At 48.1% G+C, this 19,881-nt stretch carries 16 protein-coding genes; 14 read left to right on the forward strand and 2 right to left on the reverse strand.

Annotated features, from left to right (window positions below):
- The 3 genes from AAB523_02390 to AAB523_02400 all read left to right on the forward strand — a co-directional run.
- A partial coding sequence (locus tag AAB523_02390; GenBank protein ID MEK7556112.1) for a hypothetical protein occupies positions 1-1,167 on the forward strand: 1,167 nt, incomplete at its 5' end.
- A gap of 144 nt (positions 1,168-1,311) precedes the next feature.
- Entirely contained in the window at positions 1,312-1,674 is a 363-nt protein-coding gene (locus AAB523_02395; protein ID MEK7556113.1) for a TraR/DksA C4-type zinc finger protein, read from the forward strand.
- A gap of 173 nt (positions 1,675-1,847) precedes the next feature.
- Positions 1,848-3,410 carry a YifB family Mg chelatase-like AAA ATPase gene (locus AAB523_02400; protein MEK7556114.1) on the forward strand — a complete coding sequence of 521 codons (1,563 nt, stop codon included), beginning with the start codon at positions 1,848-1,850 and terminating at the stop codon, positions 3,408-3,410.
- Positions 3,411-3,493: 83 nt separating this feature from the next.
- Here the strand turns inward: AAB523_02400 and AAB523_02405 are convergent, their stop codons facing one another.
- Positions 3,494-4,390, reverse strand: coding sequence for a peptidoglycan DD-metalloendopeptidase family protein (locus tag AAB523_02405; protein ID MEK7556115.1), 897 nt, complete (start codon positions 4,388-4,390; stop codon positions 3,494-3,496).
- A 561-nt stretch (positions 4,391-4,951) separates the two neighbouring features.
- Here AAB523_02405 and AAB523_02410 point away from each other — a divergent pair.
- The 3 genes from AAB523_02410 to AAB523_02420 are packed head-to-tail and all read left to right on the forward strand — an operon-like array spanning position 4,952 to position 9,232.
- The gene (locus tag AAB523_02410; protein ID MEK7556116.1) at positions 4,952-7,990 is read left to right on the forward strand and encodes a UvrD-helicase domain-containing protein; all 3,039 of its coding nucleotides are present in this window, start codon (positions 4,952-4,954) and stop codon (positions 7,988-7,990) included.
- A 1-nt stretch (position 7,991) separates the two neighbouring features.
- The gene (rsmA, locus tag AAB523_02415) at positions 7,992-8,753 is read left to right on the forward strand and encodes a 16S rRNA (adenine(1518)-N(6)/adenine(1519)-N(6))-dimethyltransferase RsmA (GenBank protein MEK7556117.1); all 762 of its coding nucleotides are present in this window, start codon (positions 7,992-7,994) and stop codon (positions 8,751-8,753) included.
- On the forward strand, positions 8,732-9,232 hold the full coding sequence (locus tag AAB523_02420; protein MEK7556118.1) for a DUF192 domain-containing protein: 501 nt from the start codon (positions 8,732-8,734) through the stop codon (positions 9,230-9,232). Before rsmA ends, AAB523_02420 begins: the two co-directional genes overlap by 22 nt.
- Before the next feature lie 55 nt (positions 9,233-9,287).
- Here the strand turns inward: AAB523_02420 and AAB523_02425 are convergent, their stop codons facing one another.
- The gene (locus AAB523_02425) at positions 9,288-10,226 is read right to left on the reverse strand and encodes a hypothetical protein (protein ID MEK7556119.1); all 939 of its coding nucleotides are present in this window, start codon (positions 10,224-10,226) and stop codon (positions 9,288-9,290) included.
- A 281-nt stretch (positions 10,227-10,507) separates the two neighbouring features.
- On the opposite strand from AAB523_02425, the gene AAB523_02430 reads away from it, so the two are divergent.
- The 8 genes from AAB523_02430 (at position 10,508) to AAB523_02465 (ending at position 19,873) form a co-directional block, all read left to right on the forward strand.
- Positions 10,508-11,506 carry a hypothetical protein gene (locus tag AAB523_02430; protein ID MEK7556120.1) on the forward strand — a complete coding sequence of 333 codons (999 nt, stop codon included), beginning with the start codon at positions 10,508-10,510 and terminating at the stop codon, positions 11,504-11,506.
- A gap of 5 nt (positions 11,507-11,511) precedes the next feature.
- Positions 11,512-13,146: a hypothetical protein gene (locus AAB523_02435; GenBank protein ID MEK7556121.1), complete on the forward strand. Its 1,635-nt coding sequence runs from the start codon at positions 11,512-11,514 to the stop codon at positions 13,144-13,146.
- A gap of 220 nt (positions 13,147-13,366) precedes the next feature.
- Positions 13,367-15,400, forward strand: a complete 2,034-nt coding sequence (locus tag AAB523_02440) for a hypothetical protein (protein MEK7556122.1) — start codon at positions 13,367-13,369, stop codon at positions 15,398-15,400.
- Positions 15,401-15,439: 39 nt separating this feature from the next.
- Entirely contained in the window at positions 15,440-16,231 is a 792-nt protein-coding gene (locus AAB523_02445; protein MEK7556123.1) for a hypothetical protein, read from the forward strand.
- A 224-nt stretch (positions 16,232-16,455) separates the two neighbouring features.
- A complete protein-coding gene (locus AAB523_02450) occupies positions 16,456-16,863 on the forward strand; it encodes a PrgI family protein (protein ID MEK7556124.1) in 408 nt (135 codons plus the stop codon).
- A gap of 71 nt (positions 16,864-16,934) precedes the next feature.
- A complete protein-coding gene (locus tag AAB523_02455) occupies positions 16,935-17,573 on the forward strand; it encodes a hypothetical protein (protein MEK7556125.1) in 639 nt (212 codons plus the stop codon).
- Positions 17,574-17,609: 36 nt separating this feature from the next.
- Complete coding sequence (locus AAB523_02460) at positions 17,610-17,975, forward strand: four helix bundle protein (protein MEK7556126.1); 366 nt, start codon at positions 17,610-17,612, stop codon at positions 17,973-17,975.
- Positions 17,976-18,040: 65 nt separating this feature from the next.
- Complete coding sequence (locus AAB523_02465; GenBank protein MEK7556127.1) at positions 18,041-19,873, forward strand: DUF87 domain-containing protein; 1,833 nt, start codon at positions 18,041-18,043, stop codon at positions 19,871-19,873.
- Positions 19,874-19,881 lie beyond the last annotated feature (8 nt).

The raw sequence follows: 19,881 nt of genomic DNA on the forward strand, positions 1-19,881 counted from the left end.
GAAGGCGCTCTCCCGGCTGGAGCGGTGAGTATGGAAATTTTGGGGGAAGTAAGGAGTAGTGGCACAAAGGTAGAAGTACCACCACTGCCACCGGTACCGGGAATCCCTCACAGAGAAGATATTTTGCTTGATACACACGGAGAACGGCCGCAAACCGCAGTCAGGGATCCGTTGTTCGCGGCGCGTATCCTTGAGCAGGAGCGTGAAGCTCTCGCGTGGCCAATAACAATTCTCCCAAAAACTTCTCGAATCACCCCGATTGCGCCCCCCGAAGGAGGGGAGCAGGAAGGCGATAGCGTCAAAACGATCCGCACCTATCAAAGCGATGTCGCGGAGGCGCTCAAAAAACAGAAAACGTCGGTTATTCAGATGGTGCTCGCGGAACATAAGCGCAAGGAGAAGAATGCGGAAGAACTTTCCCCGACCTCAAAGAAAAACCTTCCGGTGATCTTGACCAGTGCATTCTTCATAGTCTTGAGCATTGTACTTATCGGCGGCGGCGGATTTTATTTTTTGAGTAACAATAAAAGTGTTGAAAGTCCGACAGAGAAAACCGAAGTTCCTGCGCTCGTCTTCGCGGAAGCGAAAAAGGGGATAGACATCACCGGTTTCTCTCGGGACAGAGTAATAAGCGAGGTGAACAAAGAAATAAACGCCTCAAATCTTCGCCTTGATTCTGTTCTGAATATCTATTTTGCCGAACGTGTTGACCCCTCCGCGCCGCTCTCCCCAACCAACACTCTGCGGCTCGTCAGTACGGAAAGGTTCTTCCGCGCGCTTGAAAGTAAAATGCCAAACGCGCTGTCGCGCTCCCTTGAGCCGCAGTTCATGCTTGGCGTCCACGCATTCAACGGCAATGAGGCGTTCCTTATACTAAAGACAAATTTTTTTGAGAACGCGTTCGCGGGAATGCTTAAGTGGGAAGAATTCATGGGGAGAGAGCTCTTACCATTATTCGCATCATCTGAAGGAAAGGATGTATATGGCAAGAACTTCCAGGATTTCGTACTGAAGAACAAGGACTTGCGTGTCCTCTATAACGAAACGGGCGAGATCGTGCTTTTGTACTCTTTCTATGACAACAACACGATCGTTGTGAGTACGAGTCCCGACACGCTCGACGAGGTCATCGCACGGCTGAGCAGACCAAAAGAAGGTGCGCAGTAAGAGAGTTTTGTTTTTTGCTTTTTGGAAACGCAAATGCTATCATTTCAACAAGCGAGGACGGTGTGGAAAATTCTTATTTTACACACCGTCCGAACGACGTTGAAACAAAGGGTATACTTTTCTTCTACCCTTTATGTGACCCATATGGCGATTGATACACAACATTTCAAAACACTTCTGCAGAAAGAAAAAGAGCGCCTCTTGAAGGAGTTGGGTACTCTGGGGCGTGTTAATCCGAGCAATGCAGCGGATTGGGAAGCCACGCCGGAAAACAGAGACACGATGCGCGCAGACAAAAGTGAAGCGGCAGATGCCGTAGAAGAGTACGAAGGGCGCGCGGCGGTAGAAGTAGAGCTTGAAAATCATCTCCAAAACATCAATGCGGCGCTCCAAAGGATTGAGAACAACACGTATGGTGTATGCGAGGTTGGTGGAGAGATGATTGAAGAAGACCGATTGGAGGCAAACCCCGCGGCAAAAACCTGCAAAGCGCATCTTGAAGGATAGAAAAGAATAGAAAATTTTCTTATGTTTAAAAAACAACCACTGCTTGGTGGTTTTTTTTGTTACATTATTGCTATAATAACAGGTGTTAAACCTGATATTATAACGGTGCTCGGACGCCCTGAAAGTTCAGAAACTTTCGCGGCGATCCTCGCTTGTTATAATGAAAAATATATATGCGGTATTTCTCAAAAGTATTCTCGGTACAGACAACAGGGCTTCGCGCTCGTGTGATAGATGTGGAAGTTGACGTTACTAAAAAAACGCTTTATGCGTTCGCCGTTGTGGGTCTCCCCGACAAAGCGGTGGAGGAATCCCGCGACCGCATCTCGGCCGCAATTAAAAATTCAGGATTTACATCGCCCAAGAACCAAAACCAAAAGGTGGTTATCTCGCTTGCTCCCGCTGATCTGAAAAAAGAAGGGCCTAGTTTTGATCTGCCCATGGCGATCGCGTATCTTCTCGCGGTCAACGATATTTCGTTTGATCCGACGGGAAAATTGTTTCTGGGGGAACTTTCTTTGGACGGCGCCGTGCGTCCCATTAAAGGCGTCCTTGTTCTGACGCAAGAAGCAAAGAAACAAGGATTCAAAGAGATCTATCTTCCCAAGGAAAACGCCGCCGAAGGGGCGCTGATTGAAGGCATTTCCGTCTTCGGCATAAAAACACTCAAGGAACTCGTGGAACACCTGCATGAAAAACATGAAAAAGGGGCGCCTCAAGAATCTCCGAAACTGCAACCGGAGCAAAGAGCTATAGCTCCCTCCCGTGTTGCTCCGATATCCTCGGTTGATTTTTCTGACGTGAGGGGGCAGGAGAGCGCGAAGCGCGGACTCTTGCTTGCGGCAGGAGGAGGACACAACGTGGCAATGTACGGGCCGCCCGGCACCGGGAAAACGATGCTTGCCAGGGCGTTTGCGGAAATTCTCCCCGAGCTCTCTTTCAATGAAGCGCTTGAGGTAACCGGCATTCACTCTGTCGCGGGGACACTGGAGGGACATTTGATGACTGACTCGCCATTCCGTTCTCCGCATCACACGGCATCATATACTTCAATCGTGGGAGGAGGCAGTATTCCCAAACCGGGAGAGATCACTCTCGCGCATCGGGGGGTGCTTTTCCTGGATGAATTCCCCGAGTTTGAAAAGCGCGTCCTGGAATCCTTGCGCCAGCCGCTGGAAGACAAGATCGTTAACATTTCACGCGTGAAAGGGTCCGCGCAATTTCCCGCAAACTTTATCCTCGTTGCCGCGATGAACCCCTGCCCGTGCGGCAATTATGGCACGGAAAAAACCTGCACCTGCACGCCGTCGCATTTATTGAAATATCAAAGAAAACTCTCGGGTCCCATTATGGACAGAATTGATATCTGGCTTTCTGTCGGATCGGTTGATCATCGGAAACTCTCGGAAAAATCGGAGGGTGCCGAATCAAGCGCTCATATCAGAGAACGTGTTTCTCGCGCCCGGGCGATACAACGCAAACGGTTCCAGAGGACGGCACGCAACATCACCACCAATAGCGAAATGGGCGCGCGCGAGATTACGGAGTTCATTTTTCTGGGAGAGGACGTGAAACAAATGTTGAACCAATCTTCGGATCAGATGGGACTCTCCGCACGCGCCTATCACAAAGTCATTAAGGTGGCACGTACCATTGCCGACCTCGCGGGTGCCGAAGAAATCACCGAAGGTCATCTCATGGAAGCGCTCCAGTACCGGCCTCGCATGCATAGTTGAGTCAAGCAGTAAGTAAAACAAAAACCCGCTCTTCTTTGGAAGGCGGGTTTTTGCACTCGGGTGCTATCTAGGTCTCTTTGTATTTAAAAGGGGTTTTTTGCGCCGCGAACCTCAAAGTGCACGTGTGTTCCTGTTGATTTTCCGGTTGATCCGACATAGCCGATGATCTGTCCCTGTACCACGTGCGACCCCTCGCTCACGATATTCTTGCTGTTATGCGAGTACAATGTTTGCGTTCCGTTGGAATGACTGATGACGATGTACGTTCCATACCCTCCGTTCCATCCTCCGCTACGGCTGATGATCACGTCACCCGTAGCCGAAGCGAGAATGGGCGTACCGGCCGGTGCGGCAAGGTCAACACCGTTGTATCCGTGCAGTCCTTGCGTTTTTGTGCCGCCGACAACAGGGCGAAGGTAGTATCCGCTGTACGAGGGAGCGTTCGTACCGCGCGCAATGGTTTTTGTTACAGTAGGCGTTTTCGGTGCTTCAATCTCACCATCGGGGATCACCACCACATCGCCAACCGCAAGTGCCGCATTCTCCGTAAGATCGTTGAACCCCAACACTTCGTTCATGTCGCCTTTGTATTTTTTCACGATACTCTTGAGCGTATCCCCTTTCGCCACGCTGTGCCGTATGCCGGATATGGGAAGAATGATGAGAGTTTGGCCTTCCTGGACCAATCCGCCTCGTTTGATGTCGTTTGCCCAGATAATAGTGTTGGTGGTCACGCCAAACATTTTTGCGATCTGAGAAAGCGAGTCTCCTTCGCGCACCACATATACACTGATCTGGTCGGAGGTTGTGGGGCTGTCCTCAATGTCCGCCAACGTTCCCGAAGGACCGGCATCAGGCAGAAGGGCAGTGCCACCTATGATAGTAATGTCGCCTCCTCCTTTTGCAGGATTAGGGTCAAAATTCACAGCGGCGTAGAGCAAGGTCATGTTTTGTGAGTTCATTTCTTTGTTCTCTACCATCTCTTGGGTATCCTTTTCAAAAATACTGCCGACAAAAGATAATAAACCCGCGTTTACGCTCAACGGGGCTACTAGTGTAAAGAGGGCGACGGACACACCAAAAAAAGGCTTTTTTAGAATAAGCTTAATGAATGGAGAGTGTATTGTCGCCTGGCCACGGGAATCACGAATTAAGCCAGGGTCTTGTTGTTGAGGTAAAATAAGCCTATTTTTAGGGGGATCACTCTTGTGCCGTACAGGCGCGGCTTACTTGTGGCTTAACAAGGCCGTTTTGGGTAGGTTTGTTAAGTAGGGTAAGTCAAAAGATCGTTCTGTCGTTTCTATCCGTTACTCACAATTATACCTGGCTTAGTGTGTCATTCGCAAGACATAATGTGGATAACCAAAGTTTGATATATGGCTTAAAATAAAGGGTTTTTACTGTACTGATCTTACATTTCGTGTTATTTCGCAAGAATTCAAAGAAAAACACCAAAAAAAGGGAAGCGCCCGGTCCTGTGGATATCTCAAAAATAGCGGTTTTTCTTTTAACATCTGTAAAATATTGCTATTATTGAACGAATGACTGATCATCTCGCAGGGCTCAATGACGCCCAGAAAGAAACCGTTCTCCATAAAGAAGGCCCTCTTCTCATTGTCGCCGGTGCGGGCGCGGGGAAAACCAAAGCGATCACGCACCGGATCCTCAACCTGATCAAAACGGGCGTAGCGCCCCGAAATATCCTCGCCATAACCTTTACCAACAAGGCGGCAAAAGAAATGCGCGACCGCATCATAAAGCTCATACAAAGCGACGCGGGATTAAACCTGCCCCTTACGTTTTCCGAGCGACCCTTTGTGAGCACCTTCCACGCACTCGGGGTTCATATCGTGCGAGAGAACAGCTTGGCGCTTGGCATCCCGAAACACTTCACCATCGCCGATGAAGGAGACGCGCTCGCGCTCATGAAAGAGGCCATCGTGTCCCTTTCTCTTGACCCCAAGCAGTTTGAGCCGAAACGTCTCAAAAATGTCATCTCCAGACAGAAGGCGGACTTAGTGACGGCGGAGCGCTACGCCCTGGGAATCGGCAATGAATACTTTCCGCGAATTTTATCTTCCGTGTGGCTTGCGTATGAAAAACTGCTCGCGAAAAACGGGAGTCTTGATTTTGATGATCTCATTTTAAGAGCGGTTCTTTTTCTTGAACACAACGAGGAGGTGCGCACTCGCTACCAAAATCTTTGGCAATACATTCACATTGATGAATACCAGGACACGAACGTTTCGCAATACAGGTTTTCAAAACTTCTGGCGGGCGAGAGGAAAAACATCTGCGTGGTCGGCGATATGGATCAATGCCTCCCGGGGGCAACACAAATCGCGACGGCGGCGGGGTTAAAACCGATTGAGAAGATGCGAAAAGGGGATATGGTGCAGAGCGCTGCGGGACATGGCGCACTCTGCGTACAGCCAATACAAAAGGTGCATAAACGATTCTACAACGGCGACCTCATCTCTATCCGCACCAAAAAGGGAGCGCGGCTTTCCCTTACCCCGGGCCACATGGTATTTGCCGATCTGGCTGCAACACGGGGAGTGTATTATACGTATCTTATGTACCGAAGAGATAAGGGATGCCGTATCGGTGTCGTACAAAGCATTCGCAGTTTTAATAAAAACAAAAAAGAGAACGGGTTGCGTACGCGCTCTAATCAAGAACATGCCGATCGCATCTGGATATTGAAAGTGTCGCCGACGCGGGCGAAAGCGCAATATTGGGAACAGTGGTTTGCATTCACCTACGGTATCCCCACAACTGTGTTTTACGCGGGCGGACGAGGTATGGATATGAGCGAGCGTGAAATAAGTGACCTCTTTGCGTCAATCCCCACAAAAGAGCGGGTGGAAAACTTGTTCCGCGACACCGGTCTTGTGTTTGATTATCCGCATTATGCTCCGCAAGGCACTACCTTGGTAAACACCGAGCGTCGTCGTGTCAAAATACGCTTGACGCTCTGCGATGACGGGAGGAAGAGTGGCAAAAATCCATGGGGAATGAGCCGTCTTTGCATCAACACGACAAGTCGCGCCTTGAAACAAAAATTGATTCGCGAGGGATTTACGCCGCGCAAAGGGAAACGAAATGATTGGCGGCTTGAGATAACGCGGCTTGATTATGGCGAACTTGAGCGCCTTGCGCGAAGTATTGAAAAGCTCGACCCATCCCTTTCAATTACACGAACCGCCGCCATTACAAAAAACAAGCGTCTATTTTTCCAACCAGCGGCAAACATGCTTCCCACCATGTCTATCGCATACCGGCAAAACGACTGCCTTGTGAACGATACCATTATGCACGTAGAGAAAAAGCCATACCGGGGCGCCGTTTACGATCTGGATGTTGCGCATACGCATAATTATATCGCCGAGCGGATACCGGTCCATAATTCCATCTACTCGTGGCGGGGAGCGGACTTTCGCAATATCTTGAATTTTGAAAAAGATTATCCGGAGGCAAAGGTGGTGCTCTTGGAAGAAAACTATCGTTCAACGGCAAACATTCTCACGGCGGCAAACGACATCATCAAAAAAAATAAAGTACGCAAGGAAAAAAACTTGTTCACAAAAAAAGAAGGCGGGGAAAAGATCGGACTTTACAGCGCGTACGATGAGAACGACGAAGCGTTTTTTGTCGCGAGCAAAGCGGCCGAACTTATTGGCGGGGATGTTTCTCCCAAAGATATCGCTGTTCTCTATCGCGCCAATTTCCAATCGCGCGTACTGGAGGAAGCATTTCTCTCTCACCAGATTCCTTATCAAGTGCTTGGTGTCAAATTCTTTGAACGCAAAGAAGTGAAGGACGTGCTCTCGTTCTTGCGCTGTGCGCTCAATCAGGAAAGTTACGCGAACATCAAGCGGATCATCAATGTTCCTCCGCGCGGCATCGGCAAAGTGACCCTTCTCAAAATGTTCTCGGGAGAGGAAGAAAAACTCCCGGAAGGCGCGCGGAAAAAAGTTTCAGAATTTAGAGCGATGTTGGGAGAGATCAAAGAGTACGCGCTCAACAAAAAAACATCAGAGACGGTGAAGTTCATTATGGGTCGCTCCGGCATTGAAACCATGCTGAAGAAGGGAACCGAAGATGACAAAGAGCGTTTGGAAAACATCAGAGAGCTCGTGACCCTTGCGACCAAATACGATGTTTTGGAACCGGAAGAAGGCGTCAGTAAACTTTTGGAGGACGCGGCTCTGGCGTCCGATCAGGACTCGCTTGTCGCGAACACAAAAAAAGAAGAGGACGCCGTGCGCCTCATGACCGTGCACGCGTCAAAAGGACTTGAGTTTCCGTATGTGTTCATCACAGGTCTTGAACAGGATCTCTTTCCGCACGGAGGATTCGGGAATGCCGGTGACGGGGAAGACCGCGCGGAGGAAGAGCGACGTCTTTTTTACGTCGCTCTCACGCGGGCTGAAAAAAAATGCTACTTGACGTACGCCTCCGTGCGGACGATCTTCGGCATGAAGCAAGTCAACGCGCCGTCGGAATTCATCATAGACATTGATGCCGAGTTGATTGAAGATGAACAGATCGCGGTACCCACAATTTCTTATAACTAACATGCGAGCAAAAAAATCACTCGGACAACATTTCTTAAAATCAAAACACGTTGTGTCTTTGATCGTTTCCACCGCGGGAATTTCCGCAACCGACACCGTTCTTGAGGTTGGTCCGGGGAAGGGTGTGTTGACCGAAGCGCTCCTTGAAAAGGCGGCGCGCGTGATCGCGGTTGAAAAAGACAATCGCCTCATTTCTTTTCTTAAAGAAAAATTCTCTCGGGAAATCGCGAACGGGAAATTGATACTCGTCCACGCGGATATTTTATCTTTTGACCATGCCCTTCACGGCCTACAAAGCGGAAAGTATAAAGTTGTTGCCAACATCCCTTACTACATCACCGGGCAGTTATTCAAGTTATTCTTGGAGTCCCCTGTACGGCCATCGCACATGGTTTTGCTCATTCAAAAAGAAGTCGCGGCGCGCATCGCGAAAGACAAAAAGGAGAGTCTCCTTTCCGTCAGCGTGAAAGTGTACGGGGTCCCGCGTTATGTGAAGAGCGTACCTGCTCGATATTTTTCTCCGGCGCCGCGGGTGGATTCCGCCATTGTCTCGGTGGAACAGATCGCCTCTCCCTTTCGTTCCGATGCGGAACAAAAAAAGTTTTTTGCTATCGCGCGAAAAGGTTTCGCGCATAAGCGAAAGTTATTGAGAAGCAATCTCGGGTGCGCGGCAAAAGTTTTTGAAACGTGCGACATATCACAAAAAGCACGCGCGGAAAATTGTACCGTAGAAAATTGGCTATGTCTTGGCAAACATCTTTAAAACACTATCTCTTGCCGTTTTTGTTGGGATCCGTTATTTTTGTTTCCCTGTTTTTTGTCGCGCGCGAAAGCGGAGAGGAAGTCTCGGAACAGGTGTCAGCACATCCGTTTGTTATGGTTGGTGAAACGGAGGTTCTCGTGGAAGTTGTTGACACGCCTGAAGAACGAACCCGAGGACTTTCGGGGAAAAAGACGCTCGGAGAAGAAAACGGCATGTTGTTTATCTTTGAGAGACCGGGCGTGTATCCTTTTTGGATGAAGGAGATGCGCTTCTCTATAGACATCATTTGGATCGACGAATCTTTTCATGTTGCGGACATCACCGAAGAAGTCAGCCCGGGATCGTTCCCCAACACCTTTAGTCCCGCGCTACCGGTTCGTTACGTGCTTGAAGTGCCCGCGGGTTTTATAAAAAAACACGGCATTACAAAAGGTGAGCAAGTAATATTTTCTCTTGCGGATGGGGAGGCTACTCCGTAAAGAAAAAAGACGTTCCATTTGAGCGGAATGTCTTTTTTCCTTTCATTAATCTTTTTTAATTCTGTGAGGTCCCAATACTGGTAGCGGTCCCCTCGCTGGGTGTGTACGTTTCTTCGCACTCATCACCGTATGAACACGTTCCCCCTTTTTGATATAACCCTATGACCCATTGGCCTGTGCTGTCCGTATTATATTCTGCGTATACTTTGGTAGCGGTGTTTATCATGAGCTCCGCGCTGTTCGGCTCACCAACCTTAATAATTTTACTACCCGGGGAACATGTACACACTGTGTAGTCAACACTCTCCACTTTGCCACCGAATGGTGTTCCCTCTCCTTGGCCGCCACCGCCGCCGCCGCCAATTCCGCCGCCGCCAGGCCCACACTCACTACTCGTAAGCTTATCAAAAAAAGCTTTAAACCCCACGCAATTATCAGAGAAAACGTTAGAGGTAACAGGACATTGAAGTGAGTCGTCCTCATACGTATCTTCGCAACCCTTTTTCCATTCATTATAGAAAAGGGATGTCATCATGCGTGGCTCACCAATGTGCGGACAAACTACTTCAAAATATCTGGAGATTTGAAACAAAACGGCGGCGCTTAAGTGCCCTTCTTTGCTGGGTAAACATATCGTCAGATCGGGCGGTATTGGTCCGGGTAAGTTTCCTGGCGGTGGTGGTATCCCGGTGGCGGTGTAAGTTTGGGAAGTGGTATTTTTTTCCAATGTTTTCGTGATACCGGAGGTGATGCCGGATATCGCGTCAAGCAGGAAATTACCTGTTGTCTTTTTTTCTCCAAAATACGGGGTAATCGTTTGCCGTCCTCCACCACTACTGTCTCCAAACGGGACCCTCACTACCTCTTCTTCTGGCAAAGCAAACTGGTCAAACGCCGTCTGCTTCTTTTCCGATACGGTTACCAATAAAAGAGCGCCTCCCGCGAGAACGACTCCGACCACTGCCACTATTATTTTATTGAGAAGTAAACCCATAGTACTCGCCTTGTTATTTGTCTTGATTCCATTGTACACTTTGAATTACGAAACTTCAATTCCGCGTCTTTCTCTTCAATTTCGGCTACGACTTGTTAAAAATTACTCATCATATACGCCGTATATGATGAGTAATTTTTACCTGCGTCTCACTCGAAATTGAAGAGAAACCCATCGAAAGCAAGTTTCGTAACTCAAAGTACACGGTATTATCCACAGCGCTCAATGTTTTTCTGTATTAATACCATCTCATTTGCTATACTTGTTAAAAGAACGCTCATATGCACCATTATTTACCGAGTAAAAAATTATTGCTGATGATACTCTCCGTCGTCTTTGTGGGAGGGGGAGTGTTTTGGGTAGCGAACATCGGAAAGAACAAGTCTCAAAATTCCTCGCTCACCTCAGAATCGGCAAAAGTTACCGATCTTGCTCTAGCCTACACTGAACAAGATACTGATGAAGACGGACTCAAAGATTGGGAAGAATCACTCTGGGGAACCGATGTGAAAAATCCCGATACTGATGGAGACGGCACTTCCGATGGGGATGAAGTAGCGGCAAAAAGGAATCCGACCATCGCCGGACCTGACGATGCGTATGTGGAAAAAACCGGAGGGGGTGGGTCGGAGGGAGAGGCGACTTCCACCGAAGAGTTGTCGCAAACGGCGCTTTTGACCCGAGAATATTTCGCAACCATTATCAACCTCAAGGAAAGCGGCAACTTCAACGAGGGAACGATGTCCCAGCTTTCAGAATCGCTCGTCCAAAATTTCATAGGAGCGAACGGTGCCGGCGGTGTAGGTGCAGGACGGAGTAGATCAGACCTGCGTCTTACGGAAGACAATAGTATTCCGTCTCTGCGCGCGTATGGCAACGCGATGGGTACTATCGTAAAAAAATATGCGGACTTAGGTTTGCCGAGCGAGCTTGCAGTGCTGGCCCGCGCGCTTGAAACACAAGATAAAAACGAACTAAAGAAGCTTGACCGCAGTATAGAGGTCCACAAAGCTCTTATCGCTGAATTCCAATCCGTTCGTGTTCCTTCAAGCGCCGCAAACATTCACTTACCGCTCATCAATACATATCTTGCCACTGAACGATCAATTGAGCAGATGAACACCATACTTACGGACCCTCTCGTGGGAATGATCGGCGCAAAGGCCTATACCGAACACACCACATCACTTGATAAAATATTCGGTGACCTCAATTCGTATTTTCCCTCCCACGGCGTCTCTTTTGAAACAAAAGAACCCGGATATGTATTCACCCGATAATCATCATGTATTTTTTTAAACCGCACAGCATCATAGCCGCTCTTCTGATAACTTCGCTCCTGGGAGCTCCTCTCTTTTTCTTAAAACCGCGTACCACGAGCGCGCAGGCTGGCGGTGGTCTTACTGGTTGTTTTAGTGGTTTTGGGGGTGGGGGATCATCATCCGGTGCCGGAGGAGGGTCAGGCGGTGGGAGTGCGGGTGGAGGTGGTGGCAATGAAGTTCCCGTAGACGATAGCGAGGTAAGAGATAAAACAAAAAAGCTGGAAAACAAAGAGTCGTGCCTGGATTCCATTGTTGCGCTGGTTGTAAGGGCATTCCTACAAAAAATGACCGGAGATGTCGTTGATTGGATAAACGGGGGCTTTAAAGGACAGCCGGGATTCGTGGATAATCCGAAAAGATTTCTTGGTTCTGTTGCCGACACCGTATCGGGGGCATTCATCAATGAGGTTGGATTGGCCGGACTCTGTGAACCGTTCAAACCGCAGATACTGTTTGAACTGGCAATCGTACCTTCCTATAAACAAAAGGCGCAGTGCACCTTTAGCGGGATCGTTAACAATCTGAACGCATTTTCCAATGACTTCAATGAAGGGGGGTGGACAGCGTGGATCAGCGTGGTCCAACCTCAAAATAACGCGTTCGGCTCTTACTTCTTGGCTGAAGATGAACGATACGCGCGTATAGTATCGGCACAGCAAAATGCACGCGACGATGCCAATCAGTCGCGGGGATTCCTTAGTCAATATAAATGTGACTTTAAGGATGACGCCGACTTCGGCGTTGATGAGAATAATGTTGATATTCCAGGCGACAATTGGGTAGGCACCGCAGAAGCACGCAGTTATGCCGGGCCCTACTACGATGGCGGCATGGAGGCGTGTATTACCGCGTCAAAGGTAAATCTGGGCAGTGTCCTTGCGTCGCAAACCGATTTTGCGCTCACCATTGACGGCAGACAGATCCTTGCGGCGGATGAAATAGGAGAAATGATCTCCGCGATACTCAACACGTTCTTCAACAAACTTCTAACGGACGGGCTCGCTAATTTAACCAGGGAAAAAAACCCGGACCTTTTTGATGTCCCAGATCCATTTGAACAATACAGAGCCCCGCTGTTGGCAAGTTTGAACACCGCCATAGCGTCCACAACGGCGTATCTTACGGCATATCAAGGCGTGCTCGACGCATTAAATGATCTGGTGGGGACTAACGACGAAAGGATCATCTGTTGGCAGTCTGTTGATGATTATGAAACTGACCCCAACAACCCGACCCCTCCCCTGTATGAAGCAAAAATCGCGGAAATAGAGAAACGACGGGACGAACTCCAGAAAATCCTTGACAAGAATGCCACTGTTGACGCTCAAAATATTAACGCCGCAACGACACTATTGCAAAGACTGAACGATATTCTCGCGATGATCACTCCGCCAAACAACGACATTTCCGGCGCTCTTATTGAGTTCCAGAGTGTCACAAACATACCTTCACAAGAAGACATAGACGCCGCAGGGGGGCAGTTCTTGATCTATACGGAAGAGCTTTTCGGCCCGGGAGGCGCCCAGGAAGATCTGTTGACATGTCAAGCTCTGCCGGGAGGACAACCAACCGCAACAAGCACTCCTCTCACGCTTTAGAAAGTTCCAAAGTTTAACGCCCTACAACACCTGTAAGTGTTGTAGGGCGTTTTTCTTACAAGCGACACAAAATGAGCGAGGCGAATTCCCGTAACACTTCAGAGCTCTGTCACAAGAAACCCGTATTCCACACAAGAGCGCCTTCTGTTGTTTTTATTCAAAACGCATTCTGTTATAATTAAAGTGGTTCACCGCTTCTTAACATCTAATATTATTCATTGTGCGAAGGCGTGAAGCGCAAAAAGGCATACCCGCAAAAAAAGTAAGCTCTCTTGCTTCTTTTGTCGCTGGGCTCCTCATCAGCATCACGCTTCTTTCTCCGCTATCCTTCAGTATCCAAATCTCTCAAGAGGGAGCAATTGCTGTTGCAACTTCACCTCAAATCGCCTTGGCGGCCGACCCTGCTCCTGCTGACGACTCGGAAAATCTTATTTCCAAACATTACTGTAAAGGGTCTGATCCTAGCACGTGGGGAGGATGTCTTGTGGGTATCTTCATTGGTATTATCTATGGTGCGTCGGCGCAGATTCTCACGCTCGGAGGGTTGATCTTTGACCTCATGCTTGGATTTTCGTTAAGTCATGCGGTGCTCAACGCGCCATTCGCGCAAAACGGATGGGCGGTCACCCGCGACCTCGCGAACATGTTGTTCATCTTTATTCTCCTGTTCATCGCCATCGCCACCATACTTCAAATTTCCAGTTACGGCGCAAAGAGTCTCCTGGCGCGGCTCGTTATCATAGCACTCCTCCTCAATTTCAGTTTGTTCATCACGCGGGTCGTGGTGGATGTTTCCAATGTTACCGCGCGATTATTCTACAACGGAATTTCGGGAGGAGCCGCGACCGCAAACGTCTTGGATGGAGAGAAAACTGCTTTGACTGCGTCCGCATTTTCCGGAAAGAATTTTGACGCTCCTCCCAAGAGTATATCGGTGGGGCTTATCGCGTCCTTTAATCCGCAGAAACTGATCTCGGTTGACAGTTTTAAGGAATGGGCAGACGAAGGGAAAGGAATGGGAACACTATTTTTTATTTACCTTTTCGCGACGGGTATAAATATTGTGGCGGCATGGATCCTTATTTCTATCGCACTGCTTTTCGTTGTCCGCGTTGCCGTGATCTGGTTTTTGATGGCTGTTGCACCTCTGGCGTTCATCGCGATGATCCTCCCTAACACAAAATCATGGGCAAGCAGGTGGTGGAGCGAGCTCTTCAGTAAATCGTTCTCTATCGCGGTTTTCCTTTTCTTTCTGTGGATCATCGCGGCGTTCACGAGCAGTCCTTTCCTTACAGACACCTTTAAGACCGCTGTCTCTAGCGATGTCGGCATTTTTAAAATTGTCGTTATCGTGGCGCTTCAGTTTTCAGTTTTGATCGTTATGCTTCTGATCGCAAAAAAGACTACGACGAGTATGGCCGGCTCCATCGGCGGCATGTCGCTTAATATCGGCAACAAACTGGCCGGTGGCGCCTTGGGATTGTTGGCTGGCGGTGTAGGCGGACGATTGGCGCGAAAGTTCATCGGAGGGGGCGGTGCCATGATGGCCGGCAGTGAAGGACTCCGGAATATGGAGGAAAAAGGTGGGGCGCTCGGGTGGGGCGCTCGTCGAATGCTCCTTGCGGGCGACGCGGTCAGCAAAAAAAGTTTTGACATACGCAACGTACCGGCCGTACAAAAAGCCATGGGGTCTATTGACGCAGGTCTAGGGAAGGGCGGTGGCAAAGGAGGCTATGAGGCGATACTCAAAAGTCAGGTGGAGCGAAGAACCAAAATAGGAGAATTGATCGGCGCTTCTACGCTTAAAGAACGGGAAAACGCGCAAGCGCCGCGCAGTAGAATGCAGGCTTATGACAAAGCAATTGCGGCTGAAAAGGCGCGCGACCCTAATAGCTCAACACTCAAGGCAATGATACTGGAAAGAGCGCACGAAGAGGCGGAAATGAAAATGTGGGAAGAAAAAGGCGCTAGGAGAAAGGAAGGATTCGCCCAAACATTAGCTACAAAAGGAAGCGCTACGCCACTCGGCTTATTAAGGCGTGCGGTCGGCAAGAGGCCATCTATCGCAGACCGAGAAGGGGCGCTGGCATTAAGGAAGGGGCAAAAAACAGTACAGCAGCTCGTGAGCGAGGCGCTGAAAACGTCGGGAGAAGTTAAAGAAGAACCATCTGAGAAACCCGCACCTTCTGCGTCCGATAAAAAAGAAGGGGCAAAGGAGGGGAAGTCTGAATCAAAAGAGAACTTCACAACATAATAAAAGGTCGATAATAAGCTTTAGATAACAAAAACCACTATGGATAACGACAAAGAACAACTTCTTGAACAATTCAAAAAACTTCCCAAAGACCTTCAGGCCGCCATCACGTCTAACGATGTTGATACTGCCATGCAGGAAATTAGCAAAAGAAACCACCTGCATATTGACCAGGCGGGAGAACTTGCAGATGAGGTGGGGCTCGTATTGCTTGGTGTGGTACATCCCGATGACTTCCTGGAGGATGTTTTGTTTCGGCTCAAGGTTGACAGAAAAGCGGCGGTGGAAATCGTCGCTGACGTCAACGAACATATCTTTAAAAAAGTGCGGGAATCGCTCATGAAAGTGCACCGCATAGATAGTATGGTGCCGGGCGGCTTTAATGATTGGAATTCAACAAAAGAAGCGGCCTCCGGGGAAACGGAAGAGGCGATCCCCAATAAAGAAGAAATGCTCAAGGAAATTGAGCAAGAAGTGGAGGCACTGGCACCTACTCCTCTCCGTGAAGAAAAAATGAGTACTGCACCGGTAAGTGTCATGACACCTACGGCACTCCATGTGGAAAAGCCCCAAGTGACCATTCCGGAACCAATGGCTGCGACGCCAGCTGTGAGCCCGCTAGATGAACAAAAAAAGAAAGTGGAAATGGGTGAAGAGGTGGCGGTGGATCCTTCGTTTAATGAGGATAGGAGTTTGGAAAAAGATGTTATCAAACAAAAGTTGGAAAAATCTTTTTCCATGCCACGAACAGAAACTGAACATACGGACACACCGCAAACGCGCGCCGGAACCTATAAAGAAACGGATCCCTATCGTGAACCGGTAGAATAGTACGAAGGTATCATGACACAAAAGACTATCCCAGCCCCAATTTTGCAAAACAAGAATTCCATATTATGTTATCAATTACCCTACATTCCATACACCAAAAAGTAACGCTTCGCCCGTTAAGGGATGGGTTATTCGCCCGCGCGCTCCTTATGAGATACAAAGGCAAAATTGGAGCGGGATGCTCAATTTTGTAATTACTCGCTAAGCTCGTAAACAAAATTGGCATGCAATTTCAAGTCCCACAATTTATTGAGGTTGAAGATAAGATATTCGGGCCGCTGACATTCAAGCAGTTCATTTATTTGGTGGGTGGAGCGGCAATGTGCTTCGTTCTCTATATCATACTGCCGTTTTTCTTTGCTGTTCTGCTCATCATTCCTTTTGCGGGCTTTTCACTGGCGCTTGCTTTTTACAAAATCAACAACAGGCCGTTCATTTCGGTCGTTGAATCCGCCCTCAACTACACACTCAAAGGCAAACTCTATGTATGGAAAAAAGTGACATCCGAAGCGAAAGCCAAGAAAGGGAATACCGGCAAACCCGCGCTACAGAGCTTAGAATTACCCAAGCTCTCCGACAGCAGGCTCAAAGAACTCTCGTGGTCTCTTGATGTTCATCAAAATGTTCAATGATACGTCACAGGGTGCAGGAGAAGATATGCTATAATTAATGTGTTCGTAAGAAATTTGTAATTCGTTACTGTATGGCGACAAGCACAAAATCAGCACAAGACTTCGTTCCCATCAAAGAAGTGCGCAACGGAGTGATCATTCTCAAGGACGGATCCATGCGCATCATTCTCATGGCGTCTTCCTTGAACCTTGCGCTTAAATCAAGTGACGAGCAAATGGCCATTACCCTGCAGTTTCAAAGTTTCTTAAATTCTCTTGATTTTTCCATCCAGATATTCATCCAGTCGCGCAGATACGACATCAGGCCATACATCGCCCTGCTTGAGGATCGGGAACACAAACAGCTCAATGATCTCCTCAAAATACAGACGCGGGAATACATCAATTTCATCAAGAGCTTTACGGAATCAACCAATATCATGACAAAGAACTTTTTTATCGTGGTCCCGTATGCGCCATCCGGAATCGGTTCGCCGCAAGGAGGAATTAGCGGTTTTTTGCCGGGAGCAAAAAACAAGAGAAGTAGCGAGCAAAAACTTGAAGATTTTGAGGCCCATCATTCCCAGTTGAAACAAAGATCCTATGTCGTACAACAGGGGCTTAACAGAACGGGTGTTCGCGTGGTACAACTCGGCACCGAGGAAGATATTGAGCTCTTTTATAGGATGTTTAATCCGGGAGAGCTTGAGAAACCTATTCAATTAAGCTAGATTGGCTTAATTGAAGAACCAAAACCCAAACAATAAATGCCAAATCAAGTTCAAAATCAAAACGAAAAGAAATACAACCTTGAAGAAAGAACCGCCAGGTTTGGAGAAAACGTTATTGATTTTATAAAAACTCTTGAGAAAAATGATATAAACAAACCACTTTTAAATCAATTTATCAGATCCGCAACCAGTATTGGAGCAAATTACATGGAAGCTGATGGCGCCGAGTCAAAAAAGGACTTTAAACACAAAATAGCTCTGTGTAAAAAAGAAGCCAAAGAAACAAAACATTGGCTTAGGATGATCGCGAGAGCTAATCCGCATGAAAAATCAAACTGTCAACTGTTGTGGAGGGAGGCTCAGGAACTCACGCTGATTTTTTCGGCAATATTTAAAAAATAATTTGGGTTTTAAAATTGATTTGATATTTGGATTTTGAAATTTGAGTCTTAGTGTATAATTAACCCATGTCCTTCATAGACACCCTATTTGGAAAAAATAAAAAAGAACAGGAAGTAACTCCTATTCTCCCTCAGGAGATCTATGAGTCTGCGGTATTGGAGCTCAAAGATGTCATTGCGCCATCCGCGCTCAAGATCACTCCTCGCGAGTTTAACTTGGGAGACAAGATAGCGCGCACCTTTTTTGTCATTTCGTATCCGCGCTTCTTGTCCGACAGTTGGTTTTCTCCCATCATCAACCTTGACCGCGTATTTGATGTTTCCATTTTCATCCATCCGGTAGATACGGCGCACGTTTTGAGACAATTTCAGACAAAAGTGGCGGAAGTCCAAAGCCAGATATCCATGCGGGAAGAAAAAGGGCTCGTGCGCGACCCGATGCTAGACACCGCCTATAGCGACTTGGAGGACCTCCGCAATAAGCTCCAGCAAGCGCAAGAGCGGCTTTTTGATGTGGGGCTCTACATCACCATTTACGCTGATGATCTGACGGAGCTTGACCGAGTGGAGTCGGAAATAAAATCTATTCTGGAAGCAAAGCTCGTGTATCTAAAACCCGCGCTTTTCCAGCAAGAAGAGGGCTATAAAAGCGTTATTCCTATTGGGACTGACCTCTTGAACGTGCACTCAAAATTAAATTCATCTCCTCTCTCCAGCCTTTTTCCATTTGTCTCGTTTGACCTCACTTCAGACAAGGGTATCCTCTACGGCATCAACCGGCACAATTCAAGTTTGGTGCTCTTTGACCGGTTTAGCCTTGAAAACTATAATTCGGTTATTTTCGCGAAGGCAGGTTCGGGAAAATCATTTTCAACAAAACTGGAGATCCTGCGTACGCTTATGTTTGATACCGACGTGATCGTCATTGACCCCGAGCGAGAATATGAATATCTGGCGGAAGCGACAGGGGGACGTTACTTCAACATTTCCCTCACCTCAAAACACCACATTAATCCGTTTGACCTTCCTGTTCCGCGGGAAGACGAATCTCCCGCCGACGTACTGCGTTCAAACATCATCACGTTGGTCGGATTGTTTAGGATCATACTCGGCGGACTCTCTCCCGAAGAAGACTCTATTATGGACCGGGCTATTGCCGAGACTTACGCGCTGAAAGATATTACTCCGGAATCTGATTTTGCGAGCATCGCGCCGCCTCTCATGTCTGATTTTGAGCTCGTGCTTGCCGGCATGGAAGGAGGGGAGTCGCTTCTGCAGAGACTTTCCAAATATACCAGAGGTACCTGGTCCGGGTTCATCAACAATCCTACCAATGTGGATATCAATAAAAAATTTGTGGTCTTCTCGGTGCGCGACATGGAAGACGAGTTGAAACCCGCCGCCATGTATATTGTGATGCACTTTATATGGAACTCGGTGAGAAAGAACTTGAAAAAACGTCTCTTGGTGATTGACGAGGCGTGGTGGATGATGAAGTCGGAAGACACGGCGTCATTCTTGTTCGGACTTGCCAAGCGAGGAAGAAAATATTACTTGGGACTCGCAACTATTACTCAAGACGTGGGCGATTTTCTCAAATCTCCTTACGGCCTCCCCATCATCACCAACTCTTCAATTCAGATCCTTTTAAAGCAGTCCCCCACATCCATTGATCTGGTCCAGCAGACGTTCAATCTCACTGATGAAGAGAAGTTCCTGCTTCTTGAATCTGATGTGGGAGAAGGAATTTTCTTTGCCGGCCTCAAACACGTGGCTATCAAGGTGCTAGCGTCCTATACCGAAGAGCAGATCATCACCTCCGACCCATCCCAGATATTGATGATCAAAAAAGCAAAGCAAGAGCTCAAGGACGCGCGAGGGGCCGAGTCTGATACGTAAAAGCGAGG

The sequence above is a fragment of the Patescibacteria group bacterium genome (genome assembly GCA_038063375.1).
Taxonomy (GTDB): domain Bacteria; phylum Patescibacteriota; class Minisyncoccia; order Phycocordibacterales; family JANLHH01; genus JANLHH01.

Excerpts from the sequence above, each read along its gene's own strand:
- AAB523_02460 (MEK7556126.1), top strand. The coding sequence starts at position 17,610 with ATGCCAAATCAAGTTCAAAATCAAAACGAAAAGAAATACAACCTTGAA.
- AAB523_02405 (MEK7556115.1), bottom strand. The coding sequence starts at position 4,390 with ATGGTAGAGAACAAAGAAATGAACTCACAAAACATGACCTTGCTCTAC.
- AAB523_02455 (MEK7556125.1), top strand. The coding sequence starts at position 16,935 with ATGGCGACAAGCACAAAATCAGCACAAGACTTCGTTCCCATCAAAGAA.
- AAB523_02400 (MEK7556114.1), top strand. The coding sequence starts at position 1,848 with ATGCGGTATTTCTCAAAAGTATTCTCGGTACAGACAACAGGGCTTCGC.
- AAB523_02410 (MEK7556116.1), top strand. The coding sequence starts at position 4,952 with ATGACTGATCATCTCGCAGGGCTCAATGACGCCCAGAAAGAAACCGTT.
- AAB523_02465 (MEK7556127.1), top strand. The coding sequence starts at position 18,041 with ATGTCCTTCATAGACACCCTATTTGGAAAAAATAAAAAAGAACAGGAA.
- AAB523_02445 (MEK7556123.1), top strand. The coding sequence starts at position 15,440 with ATGGATAACGACAAAGAACAACTTCTTGAACAATTCAAAAAACTTCCC.
- rsmA (MEK7556117.1), top strand. The coding sequence starts at position 7,992 with ATGCGAGCAAAAAAATCACTCGGACAACATTTCTTAAAATCAAAACAC.
- AAB523_02435 (MEK7556121.1), top strand. The coding sequence starts at position 11,512 with ATGTATTTTTTTAAACCGCACAGCATCATAGCCGCTCTTCTGATAACT.
- AAB523_02430 (MEK7556120.1), top strand. The coding sequence starts at position 10,508 with ATGCACCATTATTTACCGAGTAAAAAATTATTGCTGATGATACTCTCC.
- AAB523_02395 (MEK7556113.1), top strand. The coding sequence starts at position 1,312 with ATGGCGATTGATACACAACATTTCAAAACACTTCTGCAGAAAGAAAAA.
- AAB523_02425 (MEK7556119.1), bottom strand. The coding sequence starts at position 10,226 with ATGGGTTTACTTCTCAATAAAATAATAGTGGCAGTGGTCGGAGTCGTT.
- AAB523_02450 (MEK7556124.1), top strand. The coding sequence starts at position 16,456 with ATGCAATTTCAAGTCCCACAATTTATTGAGGTTGAAGATAAGATATTC.
- AAB523_02420 (MEK7556118.1), top strand. The coding sequence starts at position 8,732 with ATGTCTTGGCAAACATCTTTAAAACACTATCTCTTGCCGTTTTTGTTG.